Below are 18,580 nucleotides of genomic sequence, written 5' to 3'. Positions count from 1 at the left end.
TACTGTTTATTTTGATTAAAAAAATGGGTATAAAAATGAATAATCATCAAAATGAGGACTAAATAATGCCAGAAAATTATCAAATCGATAATCTCGATCGTGACATACTTCACGAATTAATGGTCAATGCACGTACACCTTATGCAGAACTCGCCAAAAAATTCTCGGTAAGTCCAGGAACCATTCATGTGCGAGTGGAAAAAATGAAGCAGGCTGGGATAATAAAAGGAACCCGTATCGATATCAGTGCAAAACAATTAGGTTTTGATGTCTGCTGCTTTATAGGGATCATTTTAAAAAGTGCCAAGGATTATCATACCGCCCTTAAAAAGTTGGACGCTTTAGAGGAAGTAGTAGAGGTTTATTATACGACGGGTCAATACAGTATCTTTATTAAGGTAATGTGCCGCTCGATAGATTCCCTCCAAGACGTACTTATCAACAAAATCCAGACTATCGATGAAATACAATCAACCGAAACACTGATCTCCTTACAAAACCCGATCATGCGAACGATCACCCCGTAGAAAAAAAATGATATAACCACATTATCCACAGGTAGATCCCAGCTCATTCACAGCGTACAATAGCGCCCTGTTAATGTGAAAGAGAGTAACCATGAGCGTAACAAAAGTAACCTTAATTAGTGGCAGTACCATGGGCAGTGCCGAATATGTTGCAGAGCATATGGCGGAGATTTTAGAAGAACTCGGCTATGAAACAGATATACAGCACGGCCCTGAACTGGATGACTTACCACTTGAAGGGTTATGGCTGGTGGTGAGTTCAACACACGGAGCAGGGGATCTTCCCGAAAATATCCTGCCTTTAGCAGAAGCTATTCAATCTCAGTCACCTGACCTGAGCAAGATCAAGTATGGGGCTGTGGGTATTGGTAGTTCGGAATATGATACTTTTTGTGGTGCGATCCATACTCTTGATACCTTATTACAGGATCATGGTGCAAAAAGGATCGGTGATTGCTTCGAAATTGATGTGCAGCAACACGAAATCCCTGAAGATCCCGCAGGTGTTTGGGTTAAAAATTGGGCAAACGAACTCTGATTTGTTCAAAATAACAGCAAACAACTGTGGATAACTACGGTAAGATCATGGTATTAACCGGTAGTTATCCAGATTATAAGTTTTAGGTCATTCAAGGCCTGTGCATAAGTCCCTGTTTTGATCCCAGCTTATACGCAAAAGGATCACGGATCATTCACAGTATATGATCCTTTACACTTTGATGATCTTTAAAGTGAAAAATCACTTATCCACAGAAACCGTCGATCCTAATAAAAGATCTAATAAAGAGATCTTTAAATAAAAAAGATCTTTATATTATATAGGCGAGAGGCCAGGGCTTGGTCTCTCCATCAAACTTGAGTAGAATTCATTCCTCGAATGCAGAATCCGCATTTTCTAACGTTAAGGTTCACACATGTTTTATCCAGAGCAATTTGACGTCATCGTAATTGGTGGTGGTCATGCCGGTACTGAGGCAGCAATGGCAGCTGCACGTATGGGGCGTCAAACCCTATTACTGACTCACAATATTGATACATTGGGCCAGATGTCTTGCAACCCAGCCATCGGTGGGATCGGTAAGGGACATCTGGTAAGAGAAATTGATGCCCTCGGTGGTTTAATGGCTACCGCAACTGACAAAGCGGGTATTCAATTTAGAACACTCAATGCAAGTAAAGGCCCAGCTGTTCGCGCAACTCGAGCACAAGCAGACCGCGTGCTATATCGCCAAGCCGTTAGAACTGCATTAGAGAACCAACCAAACTTAATGATCTTCCAACAACCTGTTGAAGATCTGATAGTTGAAAATAACCGAGTAACAGGCGCTGTTACCCGCATGGGCTTAAAATTTAAAGCCAAAGCGGTGGTATTAACCGTCGGTACTTTCCTTGATGGAAAAATTCATATCGGTTTAGAAAACTACAGTGGTGGTCGTGCTGGTGATCCACCCGCAATTACGTTATCTCAACGTTTAAGAGAATTGCCATTACGTGTAAACCGTTTAAAAACAGGCACACCACCACGTATTGATGCAAGAACAATAGATTTAAGTCAGCTAGCTCAACAGCTAGGTGACGACCCAATGCCGGTATTCTCATTTTTAGGTTCGCAAGAGCAACATCCACAACAAGTGCCTTGCTACATCACTTATACCAATGAGCAAACCCATGATGTGATCCGTAATAACTTAGATCGCAGCCCAATGTATGCAGGGATCATCGAAGGGATCGGTCCTCGTTACTGCCCTTCAATTGAAGACAAAGTCATGCGTTTTGCGGATAAAAATGCTCACCAGATCTTCTTAGAGCCAGAAGGTTTAACTAGCAACGAAATTTATCCAAACGGGATCTCCACCAGCTTGCCATTTGATGTTCAAATGAAAATTGTTCATTCCATGAAGGGAATGGAAAATGCAAGGATCGTCCGCCCTGGTTATGCCATTGAGTACGATTTCTTTGACCCACGCGATCTAAAACAAACTCTCGAAAGCAAATTTATCGAAGGCTTGTTCTTTGCAGGCCAAATCAACGGTACAACAGGTTACGAAGAAGCCGCAGCTCAAGGTTTATTAGCCGGCCTTAACGCAGCACAACACGCATTTGACCTCGAAGGCTGGTTCCCTCGTCGTGACCAAGCCTATGTCGGTGTATTAGTTGACGACCTGTGCACATTAGGGACTAAAGAACCGTACCGTATGTTCACTTCCCGAGCGGAATACCGTTTGATGCTACGTGAAGATAACGCAGATTTACGTTTAACTGAAAAAGGGCGTGAATTAGGTTTAGTGGATGATATTCGTTGGGAACACTTCAACCGAAAAGTCGAAATGATCGAAAAAGAGCGTCAACGCTTAAAAGATATCTGGGTTCACCCTAAATCTGATAACCATGAAGAGATCGACCAAATTTTAACCGTTCCATTATCGAAAGAAGCGAATGGTGAAGATTTACTGCGTCGTCCTGAAATGACTTATCAAATGCTGACCTCGTTAAATCTGTTTGCTCCGGGTGTTGAAGATCCTCAAGCGGCAGATCAAGTTGAAATTCAAGTGAAATACGAAGGTTACATTGCTCGTCAGCAAGAAGAGATCGAACGTCAACTGCGTAATGAAAATACCTTACTCCCTGTTGATTTAGACTATAAGCAAGTGAAAGGCTTATCCAACGAAGTCATCGCGAAACTGAATGACCACAAACCAACGTCAATTGGTCAAGCATCTCGTATTTCAGGGATAACACCAGCAGCAATCTCAATTCTGTTAGTGTGGCTCAAAAAACAAGGCATGTTGCGTCGGAGTGCATAATATGGATTTACTCAGCAAACTGACAAAGCTACTGGCAAAAACTGACATCCAGCTGACTGACAAACAAAAACAGCAGTTAGTTGATTATGTCGGTTTATTGCACAAATGGAATAAAGCGTACAACTTAACGTCGGTACGTGAACCTGAACAAATGTTAGTTCGCCATATCATGGACAGCATCGTGGTGAACGGTCACCTCAAGGGTGACAAGTTTATCGACGTAGGAACGGGCCCAGGGCTTCCTGGCGTCCCGTTAGCCATTGTGCGACCTGATTCCCACTTTGTCCTGTTAGACAGCTTAGGGAAGCGTATACGCTTCTTAAAACAGGTTCAGCATGAGTTAGGGCTATCTAACATTGAGCCTGTTCAATCTCGAGTCGAAGAGTACCCAGCTGAAGATGGATTTGATGGGGTAATTAGCCGAGCTTTTGCATCACTCAACGATATGCTGAGCTGGTGCCACCATCTTCCTGCGAGGGAAGGGCGCTTTTATGCGTTAAAAGGTGTTGTTCGTGATGAAGAACTTACACAGTTGCCTGAAGGCTTTGAGATTGAGTCCATTACAGAGCTAAAAATTCCAGAATTGGACGAACAACGTCACTTGGTTAAATTATTCAAAAAATAACTTAGTTTTTAGTAAAATTATTTTATCTTTTAGAGCGGTAGCCGTACATTTACAATGTTACGGCTATTTTTATATATAATAAAAATAAAGATAATTTAAATTCACTTATTATTTACAGAATATTAACGAATATATATCAAAAATAATCACATTATTGGTAATAATATTCCTAATCTAATATTATTACTAAATCGTTTTAGCATTAATAATGAAATATCCAAATTATCTTTTCATTTTTTTGCCTAAAAAATAACAAATTTAATTATTTGATTTATGGCTTAAAAACAGGGTTCTAACCAGATAAAGAGTGTGGTTATTAATCAAGAGATTAAGATTTGTTGTGATCTTAATCACATAAAGTTATTTTTAGGCGATGAATCGTTAATAAATTATTAATCCCACCTGTCTTAATTCTGCGCTATCTCGAAAAAATTAAATATTTATTCACCTTTTCGCTACTTACTGATTGAATTCATTTCGCCTGCCCGTATAATTTGCACGTTTTTGTCTCTTGACACATTTAAGCAAAGGCAGTTTTATTACAACCCTTAGCGTTTCTTAGGCTGAGAGAGCTGGGAGTACACAAAGTTATGTCTGTTTCCCTTTATGGCAGTAATGCTTCTAAGCAACTGTCTATTCAGTTAATAACTTTTGTAATCCTCAGTGGGGCTTTCTGTGCAAATAGTATAGAATGGGGGGTCTCTGCTCTTGCTGGTGGGTTAGCATGCTGGTTACCTAATATCGTATTTATGCTGCTATCACGCTTTGAAAAAGCAAAAGAAGAGGATGAACCTGTCCGCATTGCCTGGTTCTTTGCATTAGGAGCAGGGTTAAAGGTTGTGACAACTATTACTGTTTTAGTTGTTGCTTTTGGTGTGTTTAAAGCGTCAATAACACCACTGGGTTTGACCTATTTAGCGGTGCTGATTGTTCAGATTGTTGCACCAGCCGTTGTAAAACGGTAAGTATTTTTAAACTACAAAAGGGTAAGAGGCATCATGTCTGCATCAGGAGAAGTGATGACTACAAATGAGTATATAAGTCACCATCTGAGGAATCTTCAGTTGGACTTACGTACCTTTGAGTTGGTCGATCCCCACGCTAGTCCAACGTTTTGGACGTTAAACATTGACTCGCTTTTTTTCTCTGTAGTTCTCGGGGCTTTATTCCTGTGGCTATTTAGAAAAGTTGCTGCCAATGCGACTAGTGGCGTACCCGGTAAGTTACAGACTGCAATAGAACTGATCATTGGTTTCGTTGATAACTCAGTCCGTGATATGTATCACGGGAAGAGCAAAGTTATTGCCCCTCTGGCATTAACGGTGTTCGTCTGGGTATTTTTAATGAACCTGATGGATTTACTCCCAATCGATTTCCTTCCTTACATAAGTGAACATTATTTAGGGTTACCTGCTCTGCGTGCAGTACCAACAGCAGACGTGAGTGTGACTTTATCTATGGCGGTTGGTGTGTTTATCCTAATAATCTTTTACAGCATCAAGATGAAAGGAATTGGCGGATTCACGAAAGAGCTCACTATGCAGCCTTTCAACCATCCGGTATTTATCCCTGTAAACTTGATTCTTGAAGGGGTTAGCCTGCTGTCAAAACCTGTATCACTCGGTCTGCGACTGTTTGGTAACATGTATGCAGGTGAATTGATCTTTATTCTTATCGCGGCTCTGCTTCCGTGGTGGTCACAGTGGTTGTTAAGCCTGCCTTGGGCTATCTTCCACATACTGATTATTACGCTACAAGCCTTTATTTTTATGGTTCTGACTGTTGTCTATCTGTCGATGGCTTCTGAAGAGCACTAATTTTATTAATCAATAATTGTATTAACTGAAACAAACTGGAGACTGTCATGGAAAACCTGAGTATGGATCTGCTGTACATGGCTGCCGCTATTATGATGGGTTTAGCGGCGATCGGTGCTGCGATCGGTATCGGCATCCTAGGTGGTAAATTTTTAGAAGGCGCTGCTCGTCAGCCAGATTTAATTCCTCTGCTGCGTACACAGTTCTTTATCGTAATGGGTCTGGTCGATGCTATTCCGATGATTGCTGTTGGTCTGGGCTTATATGTAATGTTCGCTGTTGCCTAATTAACGTTCGGCACACATTAAGAACATTAACTAATTAATAAATAAGAGGTATTGTCTGTGAATCTAAATGCAACAATCCTCGGCCAGGCTATCGCGTTTGTCCTGTTTGTTTTGTTCTGTATGAAGTATGTATGGCCACCGATTATGGCGGCCATAGAAAAACGTCAAAAAGAAATTGCTGACGGTTTATCTTCCGCAGAACGTGCTAAAAAGAACCTGGAACTGGCGCAAACCGACGCAACCGACCGACTGAAAAAAGCGAAAGCTGAAGCTCAAATCATCATTGAACAAGCGAATAAACAACGCACTCAAATGATTGATGAAGCTAAAGCGGAAGCAGAAACAGAACGTGCAAAAATCGTAGCACAAGCGCAAGCTGAAATTGATGCTGAGCGTAAACGTGCACGTGAAGAGTTACGTAAACAGGTTGCGATGCTTGCTATCGCAGGTGCCGAGAAGATCATCGAACGTTCCGTGGATGAAGCTGCTAACAGCGACATCGTTGATAAACTAGTCGCTGAACTGTAAGGAGGGAGGGGCATGTCTGAAATCGCTACTGTAGCTCGCCCCTACGCCAAAGCAGCTTTTGACTTTGCTGTGGAAAACCAATCTGTTGCTAAATGGCAGGAAATGCTGGCCTTCACCTCTGAGGTGACGCGCAATGAACAGGTTGGTGAGCTGCTTTCTGGTTCTATTGCACCAGAAACATTAGCTAAAACGTTTATCTCTGTTTGTGGAGATGAAATTGACGAGCATGTTCAAAATCTGATTCGTGTTATGGCGGAAAACGGTCGTTTAACAACGATGCCAGAAGTATTAGCTCAATTTATCCAATTGCGCGATACGCTGGAATCAACTGTTGAAGTTGATGTTCTTTCTGCGAACGAACTGAGTGAACAGCAGTCAGCTAAAATTTCTGCCGCGATGGAAAAACGTCTGTCACGCAAAGTTAAGCTGAATTGCAAAATTGACAAGTCTGTTATTGCTGGAGTGATCATTCGTGCGGGAGACCTCGTCATTGACGGTAGTGTCCGCGGTCGCTTAGAGCGTTTAACTGACGTCTTGCAGTCTTAAGGGGACTGGAGCATATGCAACTGAATTCCACCGAAATCAGCGAACTGATCAAACAGCGTATTGCTCAGTTCGATGTTGTGAGTGAAGCTCACAATGAAGGTACGATTGTTTCCGTTAACGACGGTATCATTCGTATTCACGGTTTAGCCGAAGTCATGCAGGGTGAAATGATCGCACTGCCTGGCAACCGTTACGCAATTGCACTGAACTTAGAGCGTGACTCTGTTGGTGCGGTTGTTATGGGTCCTTATGCTGACTTAGCAGAAGGCATGAAAGTTAAATGTACTGGTCGTATTCTTGAAGTTCCAGTAGGCCGTGGCCTGCTAGGACGTGTCGTGAATACACTGGGTCAACCAATTGATGGTAAAGGTCCTGTTGAGCACGATGGCTTCTCTCCTGTAGAAGTTATTGCTCCGGGGGTTATCGACCGTCAATCAGTTGATCAACCTGTACAGACTGGTTATAAATCAGTCGATGCGATGATTCCAATCGGCCGTGGCCAGCGTGAGCTTGTTATCGGTGACCGTCAAACTGGTAAAACAGCTCTGGCGATCGATGCAATCATCAACCAGCGTGATTCTGGCATCAAATGTGTTTACGTTGCTATCGGACAGAAAGCATCAACTATCTCTAACGTAGTACGTAAACTGGAAGAACACGGCGCTCTGGAAAACACTATCGTTGTTGTTGCAACTGCATCTGAATCAGCTGCACTGCAATACTTAGCACCATACTCTGGTTGCGCGATGGGTGAATATTTCCGTGACCGTGGTGAAGATGCCCTGATCGTTTATGATGACCTGTCTAAACAGGCTGTCGCATACCGTCAGATTTCACTGTTGCTGCGTCGTCCACCAGGACGTGAAGCATACCCAGGTGATGTTTTCTATCTGCACTCCCGTTTACTTGAGCGTGCTGCTCGTGTTAACGCTGACTACGTAGAAGCATTTACTAAAGGTGAAGTGAAAGGCCAAACTGGTTCATTGACTGCTCTGCCAATCATTGAAACTCAAGCGGGTGACGTTTCTGCATTCGTACCAACTAACGTAATTTCGATTACTGATGGTCAGATCTTCCTGGAATCTAACCTGTTTAACTCTGGTATTCGTCCAGCGGTTAACCCAGGTATTTCAGTATCTCGTGTTGGTGGTGCTGCTCAGACTAAAATCATTAAGAAACTGTCTGGTGGTATCCGTACAGCACTGGCTCAATACCGTGAACTGGCAGCGTTTGCTCAGTTTGCTTCCGACCTCGATGACGCAACTCGTAAACAGTTGAGCCACGGTCAGAAAGTAACTGAACTGCTGAAACAGAAACAGTATGCACCAATGTCAGTAGCAGAGCAGGCACTGTCTCTGTTCGCTGCAGAACGTGGATATCTGGACGATGTTGAGTTAGCGAAAGTTTGTGCATTCGAAGCTGCGTTAGTTTCATTTGCACAGCGCGAGCATGCTGACCTTATGAACGAAATTGGTCTGGCGGGCAAATATAACGATGATATCGAAGCTAAGTTGAATAAACTGCTCGAGTCATTCAAAGCCACCCAGTCCTGGTAATACTATTCGGCCCGTGAATTTTTATGGGCCGTTTGGTTAATAAGGAGAAGCAGAAATGGCCGGCGCAAAAGAGATACGTTCCAAGATTGGAAGCGTGCAAAACACGCAGAAGATCACTAAAGCGATGGAAATGGTCGCGGCGTCCAAAATGCGTAAAACGCAGGAACGCATGGCGGCCAGCCGTCCTTATGCAGAAACCATGCGCAGTGTGATTGGTCACCTTGCATTAGGTAATCTGGAATATAAGCACCCATATCTCGAAGAGCGCGAAGTTAAGCGCGTCGGGTATTTGGTTGTTTCAACAGACCGTGGTCTGTGTGGTGGTTTGAACGTTAACCTGTTCAAAAAACTGCTGGCAGATATGAAAGTATGGTCTGAGAAAAACGTTCAGGTTGATTTGGCTTTAATCGGTTCTAAAGCGGTAGCATTCTTCGGTTCTGTAGGCGGCAATGTCGTTTCACAAGTAACCGGAATGGGGGATAACCCGACCCTTTCTGACCTGATTGGCCCAGTTAACTCTATGCTACAAGCCTATGATGAAGGGCGTTTAGATAAACTGTATGTGGTGAACAACAAGTTCGTCAATACAATGTCTCAAGAGCCAACCATTCTTCAGTTACTGCCATTGCCTGAAAGCGATGACGAAACACTGAAGAAGAAATCTTGGGATTATTTATATGAACCCGATCCTAAGGCGTTGCTGGATACCCTGTTGCGTCGTTATATCGAGTCGCAGGTTTATCAGGGCGTCGTTGAAAACCTAGCTAGTGAGCAGGCCGCTCGAATGGTAGCGATGAAAGCCGCTACAGATAACGGTGGCGAACTGATCAAAGAGTTGCAGTTGGTTTACAACAAAGCTCGTCAGGCCAGCATTACTCAGGAACTGACCGAGATCGTTTCTGGTGCTGCCGCGGTTTAACAGCTAGGTTTACGAATTACGTAGAGGATTCAAGATGGCTACTGGAAAGATTATCCAGGTAATCGGCGCCGTTGTGGACGTCGAGTTCCCTCAAGATAACGTACCAAAAGTGTACGATGCTCTTGAGGTTATTAACGGTAAAGAAAAACTGGTGTTGGAAGTTCAACAACAGTTAGGTGGTGGTGTTGTCCGTTGTATCGCAATGGGTACATCTGACGGCCTGAGCCGTGGTTTAGAAGTTGTAAACCTAGAGCACCCAATCGAAGTACCAGTCGGTAAAGCAACTCTGGGACGTATCATGAACGTTCTGGGTGAACCAATCGACATGAAAGGTGATATCGGCGAAGAAGAGCGCTGGTCTATTCACCGTTCTGCACCAAGCTACGAAGAGTTAGCTAACTCAACTGAACTGCTGGAAACCGGTATCAAAGTAATGGACTTAATCTGTCCATTCGCGAAAGGTGGTAAAGTAGGTCTGTTCGGTGGTGCGGGTGTTGGTAAAACAGTAAACATGATGGAACTGATCCGTAACATCGCGATTGAGCACTCAGGTTACTCAGTGTTCGCCGGTGTTGGTGAGCGTACCCGTGAAGGTAACGACTTCTATCATGAAATGACTGACTCAAACGTTCTGGATAAAGTATCACTGGTTTATGGCCAGATGAACGAGCCACCAGGAAACCGTCTGCGTGTTGCGCTGACTGGTCTGACTATGGCTGAAAAATTCCGTGACGAAGGTCGTGACGTACTGCTGTTCGTTGACAACATTTATCGTTATACACTGGCAGGTACTGAAGTATCAGCACTGTTAGGTCGTATGCCATCAGCGGTAGGTTACCAACCAACGCTGGCGGAAGAGATGGGTGTTCTGCAAGAACGTATTACCTCAACTCAAACTGGTTCTATCACTTCCGTTCAAGCGGTTTACGTTCCTGCGGATGACTTGACTGACCCATCACCAGCAACCACCTTTGCTCACTTAGACGCAACCGTAGTTCTGAGCCGTCAAATCGCATCTCTGGGTATCTACCCTGCGGTTGACCCTCTGGATTCTACCAGCCGTCAATTAGACCCACTGGTAGTTGGTCAAGAGCATTATGATGTTGCTCGTGGCGTTCAGTCTATTCTGCAACGTTACCAAGAACTGAAAGATATCATTGCAATCCTGGGTATGGATGAACTGTCTGAAGAAGACAAACTGGTTGTTGCTCGTGCTCGTAAGATCCAGCGCTTCCTGTCTCAACCATTCTTCGTTGCAGAAGTCTTTACCGGTTCACCAGGTAAGTTCGTTTCTCTGAAAGACACTATCCGTGGCTTCAGCGGCATCCTGAACGGTGATTACGACCACCTGCCAGAACAAGCGTTCTACATGGTTGGTACCATTGAAGAAGCTGTGGAAAAAGCGAAAAAGCTTTAATCCATCTGACGAGAGGTTGATATGGTAGCTGCAATGACATACTACCTGAAAGTAGTAAGCGCGGAAAAACAGATGTTTGAAGGCTTAGTACAAAAAATTCAGGTGACAGGTAGTGAAGGTGAGTTGGGGATTTATCCGCAGCATACCCCGCTGCTGACTGCCATAAAACCGGGCATGGTACGCATTACGAAGCAGTTTGGTGAAGAAGAACTAATTTACCTCTCCGGTGGTATCTTAGAAGTTCAACCAACAGGTGTTATCGTACTCGCTGATACAGCGATCCGTGGTAAAGATTTAGACGAAGCTCGTGCAGTGGAAGCTAAACGCAAAGCGGAAGAACATGTCCGCAAAGCACACGGCGATGTTGATTATGCTCAGGCATCAGCAGAACTTGCAAAAGCAATAGCGAAACTTCGAGTTATCGAGTTAACTAAAAAGCTTATGTAATGATAGCAATATAGAAAAAGCCAGTTAGTTTGACTAACTGGCTTTTTTATTTGTGCGAAATATGTAGTAATTTATACAGGAAATAGGTTTACTTTCACCCCAAAGTTGGAGTTTCAGGAAAATATGACTGTGCAAAGAAAAAGTGTCGTGATTTTAGCTGCCGGTAAAGGCACACGGATGTATTCAGACTTACCTAAAGTTCTGCATTTACTCGCAGGTAAACCAATGGTTCAGCATGTGATTGATACTGCGAAATCAATTGGTGCGTCGGATATTCATCTGGTATACGGGCATGGCGGTGATTTACTGAAAGAAAAACTGGGTGAACAAAACCTCAATTGGGTTCTGCAAGCGGAGCAACTGGGTACCGGTCATGCGATGCAGCAAGCCGCTCCACACTTCCAAGATGATGAAGACATTGTCATGCTTTATGGCGATGTACCGCTGATCGCCAAAGACACATTACAACGACTGGTAGAAGCTAAACCGGAAGGTGGCATTGGTTTACTCACCGTTATCCTCGATAACCCAGCCGGTTATGGTCGTATTATCCGCGAAAACGGCGAGGTTGTTGGTATCATCGAGCAGAAAGATGCCAGTGAAGAACAGCGTAAAATCCAAGAAATCAACACCGGTATTATGGTCGCAAGCGGTAAAGACTTTAACCGCTGGCTGGGCCAACTGAACAATAACAATGCCCAAGGTGAATATTACATCACTGACATCATTGCCCTTGCTCATAAAGAGGGTAATAAAATTGCGACCGTTCACCCAAGTCATCTTAGTGAAATGGAAGGGGTTAATAACCGTCTGCAATTAGCGGCATTAGAGCGTATCTACCAAAAAGAACAAGCGGAAAAACTACTGTTAGCGGGTGTGATGCTTATCGATCCTGCACGTTTTGATATTCGCGGAACCCTAACTCATGGTCACGATGTGGTGATCGACACCAACGTGATTATCGAAGGTAATGTGACGCTGGGTAATAATGTTCAGATCCAAACTGGCTGCGTATTGAGAAACTGTGTGATTGGCGATAATTCAATTATCAGCCCATACTCAGTGATTGAAAATTCTGAATTATCCACGGAATGTACTGTTGGACCTTTCGCTCGTTTACGCCCTGGTGCTAAATTAGCGGCGAAGTCCCATGTGGGTAACTTTGTTGAAATGAAAAATTCCACGCTGGGCTTAGGCTCTAAAGCGGGACACTTAAGCTATCTGGGTGATGCTCAGATTGGTGATAACGTGAACATCGGTGCAGGTACCATTACTTGTAACTATGATGGCGCTAATAAATTTAAAACAGTCATTGGTGATGATGTATTTGTGGGTTCAGATACGCAATTAGTCGCACCAGTGAATATTGCAAATGGTGCAACCATTGGCGCTGGTACCACAGTCACCCGTGATGTTAACGAAGGTGAGCTGGTGGTGAGCCGCGTGAAACAGACTCACATTAAAAACTGGCAGCGCCCAGTAAAGAAAAAATAAGTAAATAAAACATAAGTAAATAGAGAGGAGAGATATTCAAGTCTCTCCTATGATTAGCTATGAACGAATTAGTTATCTAAGAATTAGCAGTCTAAGCAATGTCGGTCAGTATTTTTTTATATAAAAATCGCTACAAAGTAGCAAACAAATAAAACAATAAAATTCCCCGTTTCTACAAGGCTGGGGGACAGCGAAAGCTGAACAATAATCAGGTTGCGACAATAAGAAGGGAAATCCCCTTTATTTAGGAATAACTTAATATGTGTGGAATTGTTGGTGCTGTCGCACAACGTGATATCGCGGAAATTCTGTTAGAAGGTCTTCGCCGTTTAGAATACCGTGGTTATGACTCTGCGGGTATGGCGGTGGTTGATCATGAAGGTCATCTGCAACGCTTACGTGAAGTCGGCAAAGTACAAATGCTGGCGGAAGAAGCAGAAAAACATCCTGTTTCTGGCGGAACAGGTATCGCGCATACCCGCTGGGCGACTCATGGTATTCCAAGCGAGCGTAACGCTCACCCTCATACCTCGGGCTACATTGCCGTTGTTCATAACGGAATTATCGAGAACTATTTAGAACTGAAAGAAGAGCTGAAAAAACTTGGCTATATCTTTAGTTCAGACACTGACACTGAAGTGATTGCGCACCTTGTTCATCATGAACAGCAGCAAGGCGGCACATTACTGGAAGTGGTTCAGCGCGTGATCCCGCAATTACGTGGCGCTTATGGCACCGTGATTATGGATAGCCGCAACCCAGAATTATTAGTCGCAGCACGCTCTGGTAGCCCGTTGGTTATCGGTCTGGGTGTTGGTGAAAACTTCTTAGCTTCTGACCAACTGGCATTATTGCCTGTGACTCGTCGTTTTATCTACCTCGAAGAAGGGGATATTGCGGAAGTTACTCGTCGCACTGTGCGTATTTTTGATAAGCAAGGCGCACCAGTTGAACGTGAGCAAATCGAATCGAATGTTCAATACGATGCAGGTGATAAAGGCGCATACCGCCATTACATGCAAAAAGAGATCTATGAACAGCCGATGGCGATTAAAAACACTCTTGAAGGGCGTTTTAACCAAGACAATGGTATTGACCTGAGCGAATTAGGTCCGAAAGCCAGCGAAATACTGTCTAAAGTTGACCATATCCAAATCGTCGCCTGCGGAACTTCGTACAACGCAGGTATGGTTGCGCGTTACTGGTTTGAATCACTGGCGGGTATCCCTTGTGACGTGGAAATTGCGTCTGAATACCGTTACCGCAAACCAGCACACCGTAAAGGCAGCTTGATGATCACCATTTCCCAATCAGGGGAAACGGCGGATACCTTAGCTGCTCTGCGCTTGTCTAAAGAACTGGGTTACTTAACGTCTCTAGCGATTTGTAACGTTGGCGCATCTTCATTAGTCCGCGAATCTGAGTTTTCGCTGATGACTAAAGCGGGTGCTGAAATTGGCGTTGCCTCCACTAAAGCATTCACAACCCAGTTAACGGTATTGTTGATGCTTGTGGCGTATATGGGACGCCTGAAAGGGGCGAACCCAGAACTGGAAGAGCGCATTGCTCATGCACTTCACGCACTGCCTGCTCGCATTGAAAGCATGCTGTCTCAAGACAAAGTGATTGAAGCGTTAGCTGAAGATTTCTCAGACAAAAACCACGCGCTGTTCTTAGGTCGTGGTGATCAGTTCCCTATCGCTGTTGAAGGCGCACTGAAACTGAAAGAGATTTCGTATATCCACGCCGAAGCGTATGCGGCAGGCGAATTAAAACATGGCCCATTAGCATTAATTGATGCGGATATGCCAGTGATCATCATCGCACCGAACAACGAACTGTTAGAGAAGTTGAAATCTAACATTGAAGAAGTTCGCGCTCGTGGCGGTTTACTGTATGTGTTCGCTGACCAAGATGCTGGCTTTGTGGCAAGTGAAAATATGAAAATTATTTCTCTGCCGCATGTGGAAGAGCTGATTGCCCCAATTTTCTACACTGTGCCACTGCAGTTACTGTCTTACCATGTTGCGTTAATCAAAGGGACTGATGTCGATCAGCCGCGTAACTTGGCAAAATCAGTGACTGTTGAGTAATCGCACTCTGATTTAAAAATCCAGCCGGTGTCCTGTAAAAGTACACCGGCTTTTTATTGCCCCTTTATTCTTATTCGCCATTAAAATTTCCTCGCTGAACTATAACAATCCGATGCTAATTAGTTGCTTTTGCATGCATCTATTCGCTATCGATTTCACGTATACTTAATTTTCTTGATGCAGTATTGAGCAATAATAAACAACAATAAAAATCAGTAGAAGGCGACGGGGATGGCAGATATTGAATGGTTGAGTGCGGTTGTCATCGCAATCACGATAGGGTTTTGGGCGACAGGAAAATTACCGGAGTATTTGGTCGCATTACTGTTTTTAGCGGCAGCAGCATGCTTACATTTAGCACCAACCAATGTGATTTTCTCAGGGTTTACCTCAGAAGCATTTTGGTTAGTTTTAAGCGGCTTTATCCTTGGGTTTGCCATCAATAAAGTGGGGCTGGCGGAACGTATTGCTCAGCATATCTCAGGGCGTTTCACCAAATCGTGGCTCACATTGATCATTGGCGTAGTGCTCCTCGCCTATGGATTGGCATTTATTATGCCGTCGAATATGGGGCGAATTGCGTTACTGATGCCGATTGTAATGGCAATTGCGGATAAAGTTGGGCTAGAAAGTGGCAGCCGAGGGCGTATCGGGTTAGCGCTGGCGGTCGGTTTCGGTACCTTCCAACTTTCTGCAACTGTACTGCCTGCGAACGTTCCCAACCTCGTCATGGCGGGGGCGATAGAAACCACTTATCACCTTAAACTTTCCTACTTGAATTACCTGTTTCTGCATATGCCAATCTTAGGGCTGATTAAAGGCACGATGGTGGTGCTATGTATCTATTTTCTGTTTCCTGCCAAATTGCAGCAGGTGGTTGAGCAAAAAACCTTACCGCCGATGAGCCGCGATGAGAAAAAGCTCGGTATTGTGCTGGCGGTTACGTTGCTTTTCTGGATCACGGATACCACTCACGGCATTTCACCGGCATGGGTGGGATTAGTCGCGGCATGTTTCTGTTTACTGCCTAAAGTCGGTTTTGTCACCAATGACGAGTTTGTTAAAGCCGTGAATATCCGCACCTGTATTTATGTCGCAGGGATTTTGAGCCTAGCAACATTGGTGAGTTATTCCAATGTTGGAATGGTGGTTGGTACTTACTTACAAAAGTTGCTGCCACTTGATCCAAATAGCCCATTCATGGATTTTGGTAGCTTAGTAGGACTGACCAGTGGATTAAACTTTGTGGTGACGGCAAACGGCGTTCCAGCACTGTATACCCCGTTAGCGGAATCTCTCTCTAATGCCACGGGCTTACCGCTAATTGCGGTTCTCATGGTACAAGTCATCGGTTATTCGACACCCTTATTGCCTTATCAAGCGTCTCCGATTGTTGTCGCGATGGGAATGGGCAAAGTGCCTTTAATGGATGGCGTAAGGCTGTGTCTGATTTTGTTTATTTTGACCTTTTTCCTCTTGGTGCCGCTGGATTATTTCTGGTTTAAATTATTGGGTGTGATCCCTTAGTGAAAAAAGGTCGGCATTTTTTACAATGCCGACCTTTTTCAATGAAGCATGGCAGTATTAAGAGGAGCTTAGTAACTCTATGCATGCCCCTTTAAACAAAACCGTGCTGTTAGGCTCACTATTTTCGGTGATCAAAATCTCGCTACTGTTTTTGATCATTTTCCACTCGGTTGGGGTGAGTAAGCGAGTGGACTGCAATTCATCAAAACGTCCCAGTAGTGAAATTTCCCCTGTTACCTTGTCCTTAGCCCAAATCATCGCATTTTCCAGATGACTTTCTGGTAATGGATATTGGCTGTTCCATTCCAATTGAAGGCGTGATTTTCCGGGTTTATTCCCTTTGTATGCCATCAGTACAAAATGGTCATTTCTCTCTTGAGATGACATGGTAGCGATATAGCTCGGCGTAGCAACTTGAGGGGTTGGTTGTAGTAACATCATGCTGGAAAACACGAACAAAAAGAGAGAACACCCCCATGGGATGAGTGACCATTTATATCGCCAAATATGGTGATAAAAAGGCATTTTTTCTTTTTTACTGATCACTGATTCGATATCTTTCCATACCCATGATGGTGGCTTATCTACTGCCATTGGTTCTAGCCTATAAAGGTATGCATGCCACTGTACGACTAATTCAGCCCAAGAGGTATCGTTAGCCATCAAGGATTCTAAGCGCTTTCTGGCGTTGGTTGATAATGTGCCGAGCACGTACTGGCTCACCAAATGTTCGCGTATGGCTGGGTTGCTATAACGAAGTGGTGTTAGGCGCTTATGCATTGTTTTAGCTCCTTTAAGCCTCGTCGTATCCATGATTTGATAGTGCCTAGAGGGTGAGCAAGGCGCTTGACGATTTCTTCATGAGAATAACCATGAATATAAGCAAGCTTTATGGCTTGCTGTTTTTCAGTCGTGAGCGCGAGAAAACAACGGTCAAGCTTTTGTGAAGCTTCAGGTACAGGGTCATCAATAGCAATCTCTGGGGAGAGATCTATATTTTCGAACTTCGGCATTCGCCCTTGTTTTCTAACATGATCTATCGCTAAATTACGCATTAACTGACAGCTCCATGCCCAAGGCGATATCACATAATGGCTCGATGCAGAGAACCAGATCTTGAGATATCCTTCATGCAAAAGATCCGCCGCTATGTCACGATCGGCGACGATATTGACCAACAGCCCATATAATTTACGATTTGTTAGACCATAAAATCGCTCAAAAGCGTGCTGATCTCCCAGTTTTATCTGCGAAAATAACGTTTCTAGCTCATTGCTTTCTTCGCTCACGTTCACCTCATAACGTTATGGCAAAACAACCAAGTTCCAAGCATTTGCCACTTTATCGCCAGTGATATCGCCCGGTTTCTGATCGTTTATCCATGTATACAATGGCTTGCCTTGGTAAGCCCATTGATAGGTACCATCTTGGCGAGAGACAACGCTAAATGGAGCACTGGATACATCACCTTGTTGTGCCGCTAATGGTGGCCACTTAATCGCGCAATCACCATTACATGATGATAGTCCATCACTGTCTTTAGTGAAGGTATAGAGCGACATCTTCGCTTTATTGGTTAAAACCTTACCGCTATCGGTGCTATATACATTGATGGGTATGCTGTCAGCTCGAGCAATTGACCAAATATTTTTAATGCCTGCACCAGTAATATCACCGGGTTTTTGATCTTTACTCCACAAATAGAGAGGCTGGTGGTTCATTGCCCACTGCATTTTGCCATCTTTACGTTGGATTTTATTTAAACCAGGCAGGGATGACGTTTCATCGCTCACTAATAATGGTGGCCAGAGTTTGGCGCAATCATCATAGCAAACGGATTGATCGGGTTTATCATTATCAAAGTAATAGAGTGTCATACCTTGGTTATTGGTGTAAACCTGACCTAGCGTGGTTTGTTTAGTTGAAATATCGGAGGCTGCTGCCGAGAAGGCAAACAGGCTTAACAGTGTGGCTGCGATGCGAATGTTCATTA

General features: G+C 44.0%; 19 protein-coding genes. 16 read left to right on the top strand and 3 right to left on the bottom strand.

Annotation, left to right across the window (positions count from 1 at the left end):
• The first annotated feature begins 65 nt into the window (after positions 1–65).
• From asnC to LDO73_RS00175, 16 genes are all read left to right on the top strand, one after another.
• Positions 66–527 (top strand): transcriptional regulator AsnC, encoded by a 462-nt coding sequence (asnC, locus tag LDO73_RS00250; RefSeq protein WP_036950600.1) that lies wholly within the window; start codon positions 66–68, stop codon positions 525–527.
• A 91-nt stretch (positions 528–618) separates the two neighbouring features.
• On the top strand, positions 619–1,065 hold the full coding sequence (mioC, locus tag LDO73_RS00245; RefSeq protein ID WP_224059682.1) for an FMN-binding protein MioC: 447 nt from the start codon (positions 619–621) through the stop codon (positions 1,063–1,065).
• Positions 1,066–1,441: 376 nt separating this feature from the next.
• Positions 1,442–3,331, top strand: a complete 1,890-nt coding sequence (mnmG, locus tag LDO73_RS00240) for a tRNA uridine-5-carboxymethylaminomethyl(34) synthesis enzyme MnmG (protein ID WP_224059681.1) — start codon at positions 1,442–1,444, stop codon at positions 3,329–3,331.
• 1 nt (position 3,332) lies between these two features.
• Entirely contained in the window at positions 3,333–3,956 is a 624-nt protein-coding gene (gene rsmG, locus LDO73_RS00235) for a 16S rRNA (guanine(527)-N(7))-methyltransferase RsmG (RefSeq protein ID WP_224059680.1), read from the top strand.
• Between the two features lie 590 nt (positions 3,957–4,546).
• Positions 4,547–4,921, top strand: a complete 375-nt coding sequence (atpI, locus tag LDO73_RS00230; protein WP_224059679.1) for a F0F1 ATP synthase subunit I — start codon at positions 4,547–4,549, stop codon at positions 4,919–4,921.
• Between the two features lie 33 nt (positions 4,922–4,954).
• The gene (gene atpB / locus LDO73_RS00225) at positions 4,955–5,773 is read left to right on the top strand and encodes a F0F1 ATP synthase subunit A (RefSeq protein ID WP_224059678.1); all 819 of its coding nucleotides are present in this window, start codon (positions 4,955–4,957) and stop codon (positions 5,771–5,773) included.
• A 47-nt stretch (positions 5,774–5,820) separates the two neighbouring features.
• Entirely contained in the window at positions 5,821–6,060 is a 240-nt protein-coding gene (gene atpE, locus LDO73_RS00220) for a F0F1 ATP synthase subunit C (protein WP_004246596.1), read from the top strand.
• Positions 6,061–6,117: 57 nt separating this feature from the next.
• Entirely contained in the window at positions 6,118–6,588 is a 471-nt protein-coding gene (atpF, locus tag LDO73_RS00215) for a F0F1 ATP synthase subunit B (protein WP_181477768.1), read from the top strand.
• Positions 6,589–6,600: 12 nt separating this feature from the next.
• On the top strand, positions 6,601–7,134 hold the full coding sequence (gene atpH, locus LDO73_RS00210) for a F0F1 ATP synthase subunit delta (protein ID WP_224059677.1): 534 nt from the start codon (positions 6,601–6,603) through the stop codon (positions 7,132–7,134).
• A gap of 14 nt (positions 7,135–7,148) precedes the next feature.
• Complete coding sequence (gene atpA, locus LDO73_RS00205; RefSeq protein WP_224059676.1) at positions 7,149–8,690, top strand: F0F1 ATP synthase subunit alpha; 1,542 nt, start codon at positions 7,149–7,151, stop codon at positions 8,688–8,690.
• 55 nt (positions 8,691–8,745) lie between these two features.
• Positions 8,746–9,609: a F0F1 ATP synthase subunit gamma gene (gene atpG, locus LDO73_RS00200; RefSeq protein WP_224059675.1), complete on the top strand. Its 864-nt coding sequence runs from the start codon at positions 8,746–8,748 to the stop codon at positions 9,607–9,609.
• Positions 9,610–9,643: 34 nt separating this feature from the next.
• Entirely contained in the window at positions 9,644–11,026 is a 1,383-nt protein-coding gene (gene atpD / locus LDO73_RS00195) for a F0F1 ATP synthase subunit beta (protein WP_224059674.1), read from the top strand.
• A 21-nt stretch (positions 11,027–11,047) separates the two neighbouring features.
• Entirely contained in the window at positions 11,048–11,473 is a 426-nt protein-coding gene (locus LDO73_RS00190) for a F0F1 ATP synthase subunit epsilon (RefSeq protein WP_006660646.1), read from the top strand.
• Between the two features lie 123 nt (positions 11,474–11,596).
• A complete protein-coding gene (glmU, locus tag LDO73_RS00185; protein ID WP_224059673.1) occupies positions 11,597–12,967 on the top strand; it encodes a bifunctional UDP-N-acetylglucosamine diphosphorylase/glucosamine-1-phosphate N-acetyltransferase GlmU in 1,371 nt (456 codons plus the stop codon).
• 260 nt (positions 12,968–13,227) lie between these two features.
• On the top strand, positions 13,228–15,060 hold the full coding sequence (glmS, locus tag LDO73_RS00180) for a glutamine--fructose-6-phosphate transaminase (isomerizing) (RefSeq protein WP_224059672.1): 1,833 nt from the start codon (positions 13,228–13,230) through the stop codon (positions 15,058–15,060).
• Positions 15,061–15,291: 231 nt separating this feature from the next.
• The gene (locus LDO73_RS00175) at positions 15,292–16,587 is read left to right on the top strand and encodes an SLC13 family permease (protein ID WP_224059671.1); all 1,296 of its coding nucleotides are present in this window, start codon (positions 15,292–15,294) and stop codon (positions 16,585–16,587) included.
• A gap of 57 nt (positions 16,588–16,644) precedes the next feature.
• Here LDO73_RS00175 and LDO73_RS00170 read toward each other — a convergent pair whose 3' ends face one another.
• From LDO73_RS00170 to LDO73_RS00160, 3 genes are read right to left on the bottom strand one after another with little or no spacing between them, the layout of a single operon-like run.
• Positions 16,645–17,367, bottom strand: a complete 723-nt coding sequence (locus LDO73_RS00170) for a hypothetical protein (protein WP_224059670.1) — start codon at positions 17,365–17,367, stop codon at positions 16,645–16,647.
• The gene (locus LDO73_RS00165; RefSeq protein ID WP_224059669.1) at positions 17,352–17,876 is read right to left on the bottom strand and encodes a sigma-70 family RNA polymerase sigma factor; all 525 of its coding nucleotides are present in this window, start codon (positions 17,874–17,876) and stop codon (positions 17,352–17,354) included. The genes LDO73_RS00170 and LDO73_RS00165 overlap by 16 nt, the downstream gene beginning before the upstream one ends.
• A gap of 15 nt (positions 17,877–17,891) precedes the next feature.
• Complete coding sequence (locus LDO73_RS00160) at positions 17,892–18,578, bottom strand: hypothetical protein (protein WP_224059668.1); 687 nt, start codon at positions 18,576–18,578, stop codon at positions 17,892–17,894.
• Positions 18,579–18,580: the final 2 nt, after the last annotated feature.

The sequence above is a fragment of the Providencia alcalifaciens genome, assembly GCF_915403165.1.
GTDB lineage: Bacteria > Pseudomonadota > Gammaproteobacteria > Enterobacterales > Enterobacteriaceae > Providencia > Providencia alcalifaciens_C.
The sequence above is the reverse complement of the archived record's forward strand: the minus strand, read 5'-3'. Positions and strand labels throughout refer to the sequence as shown.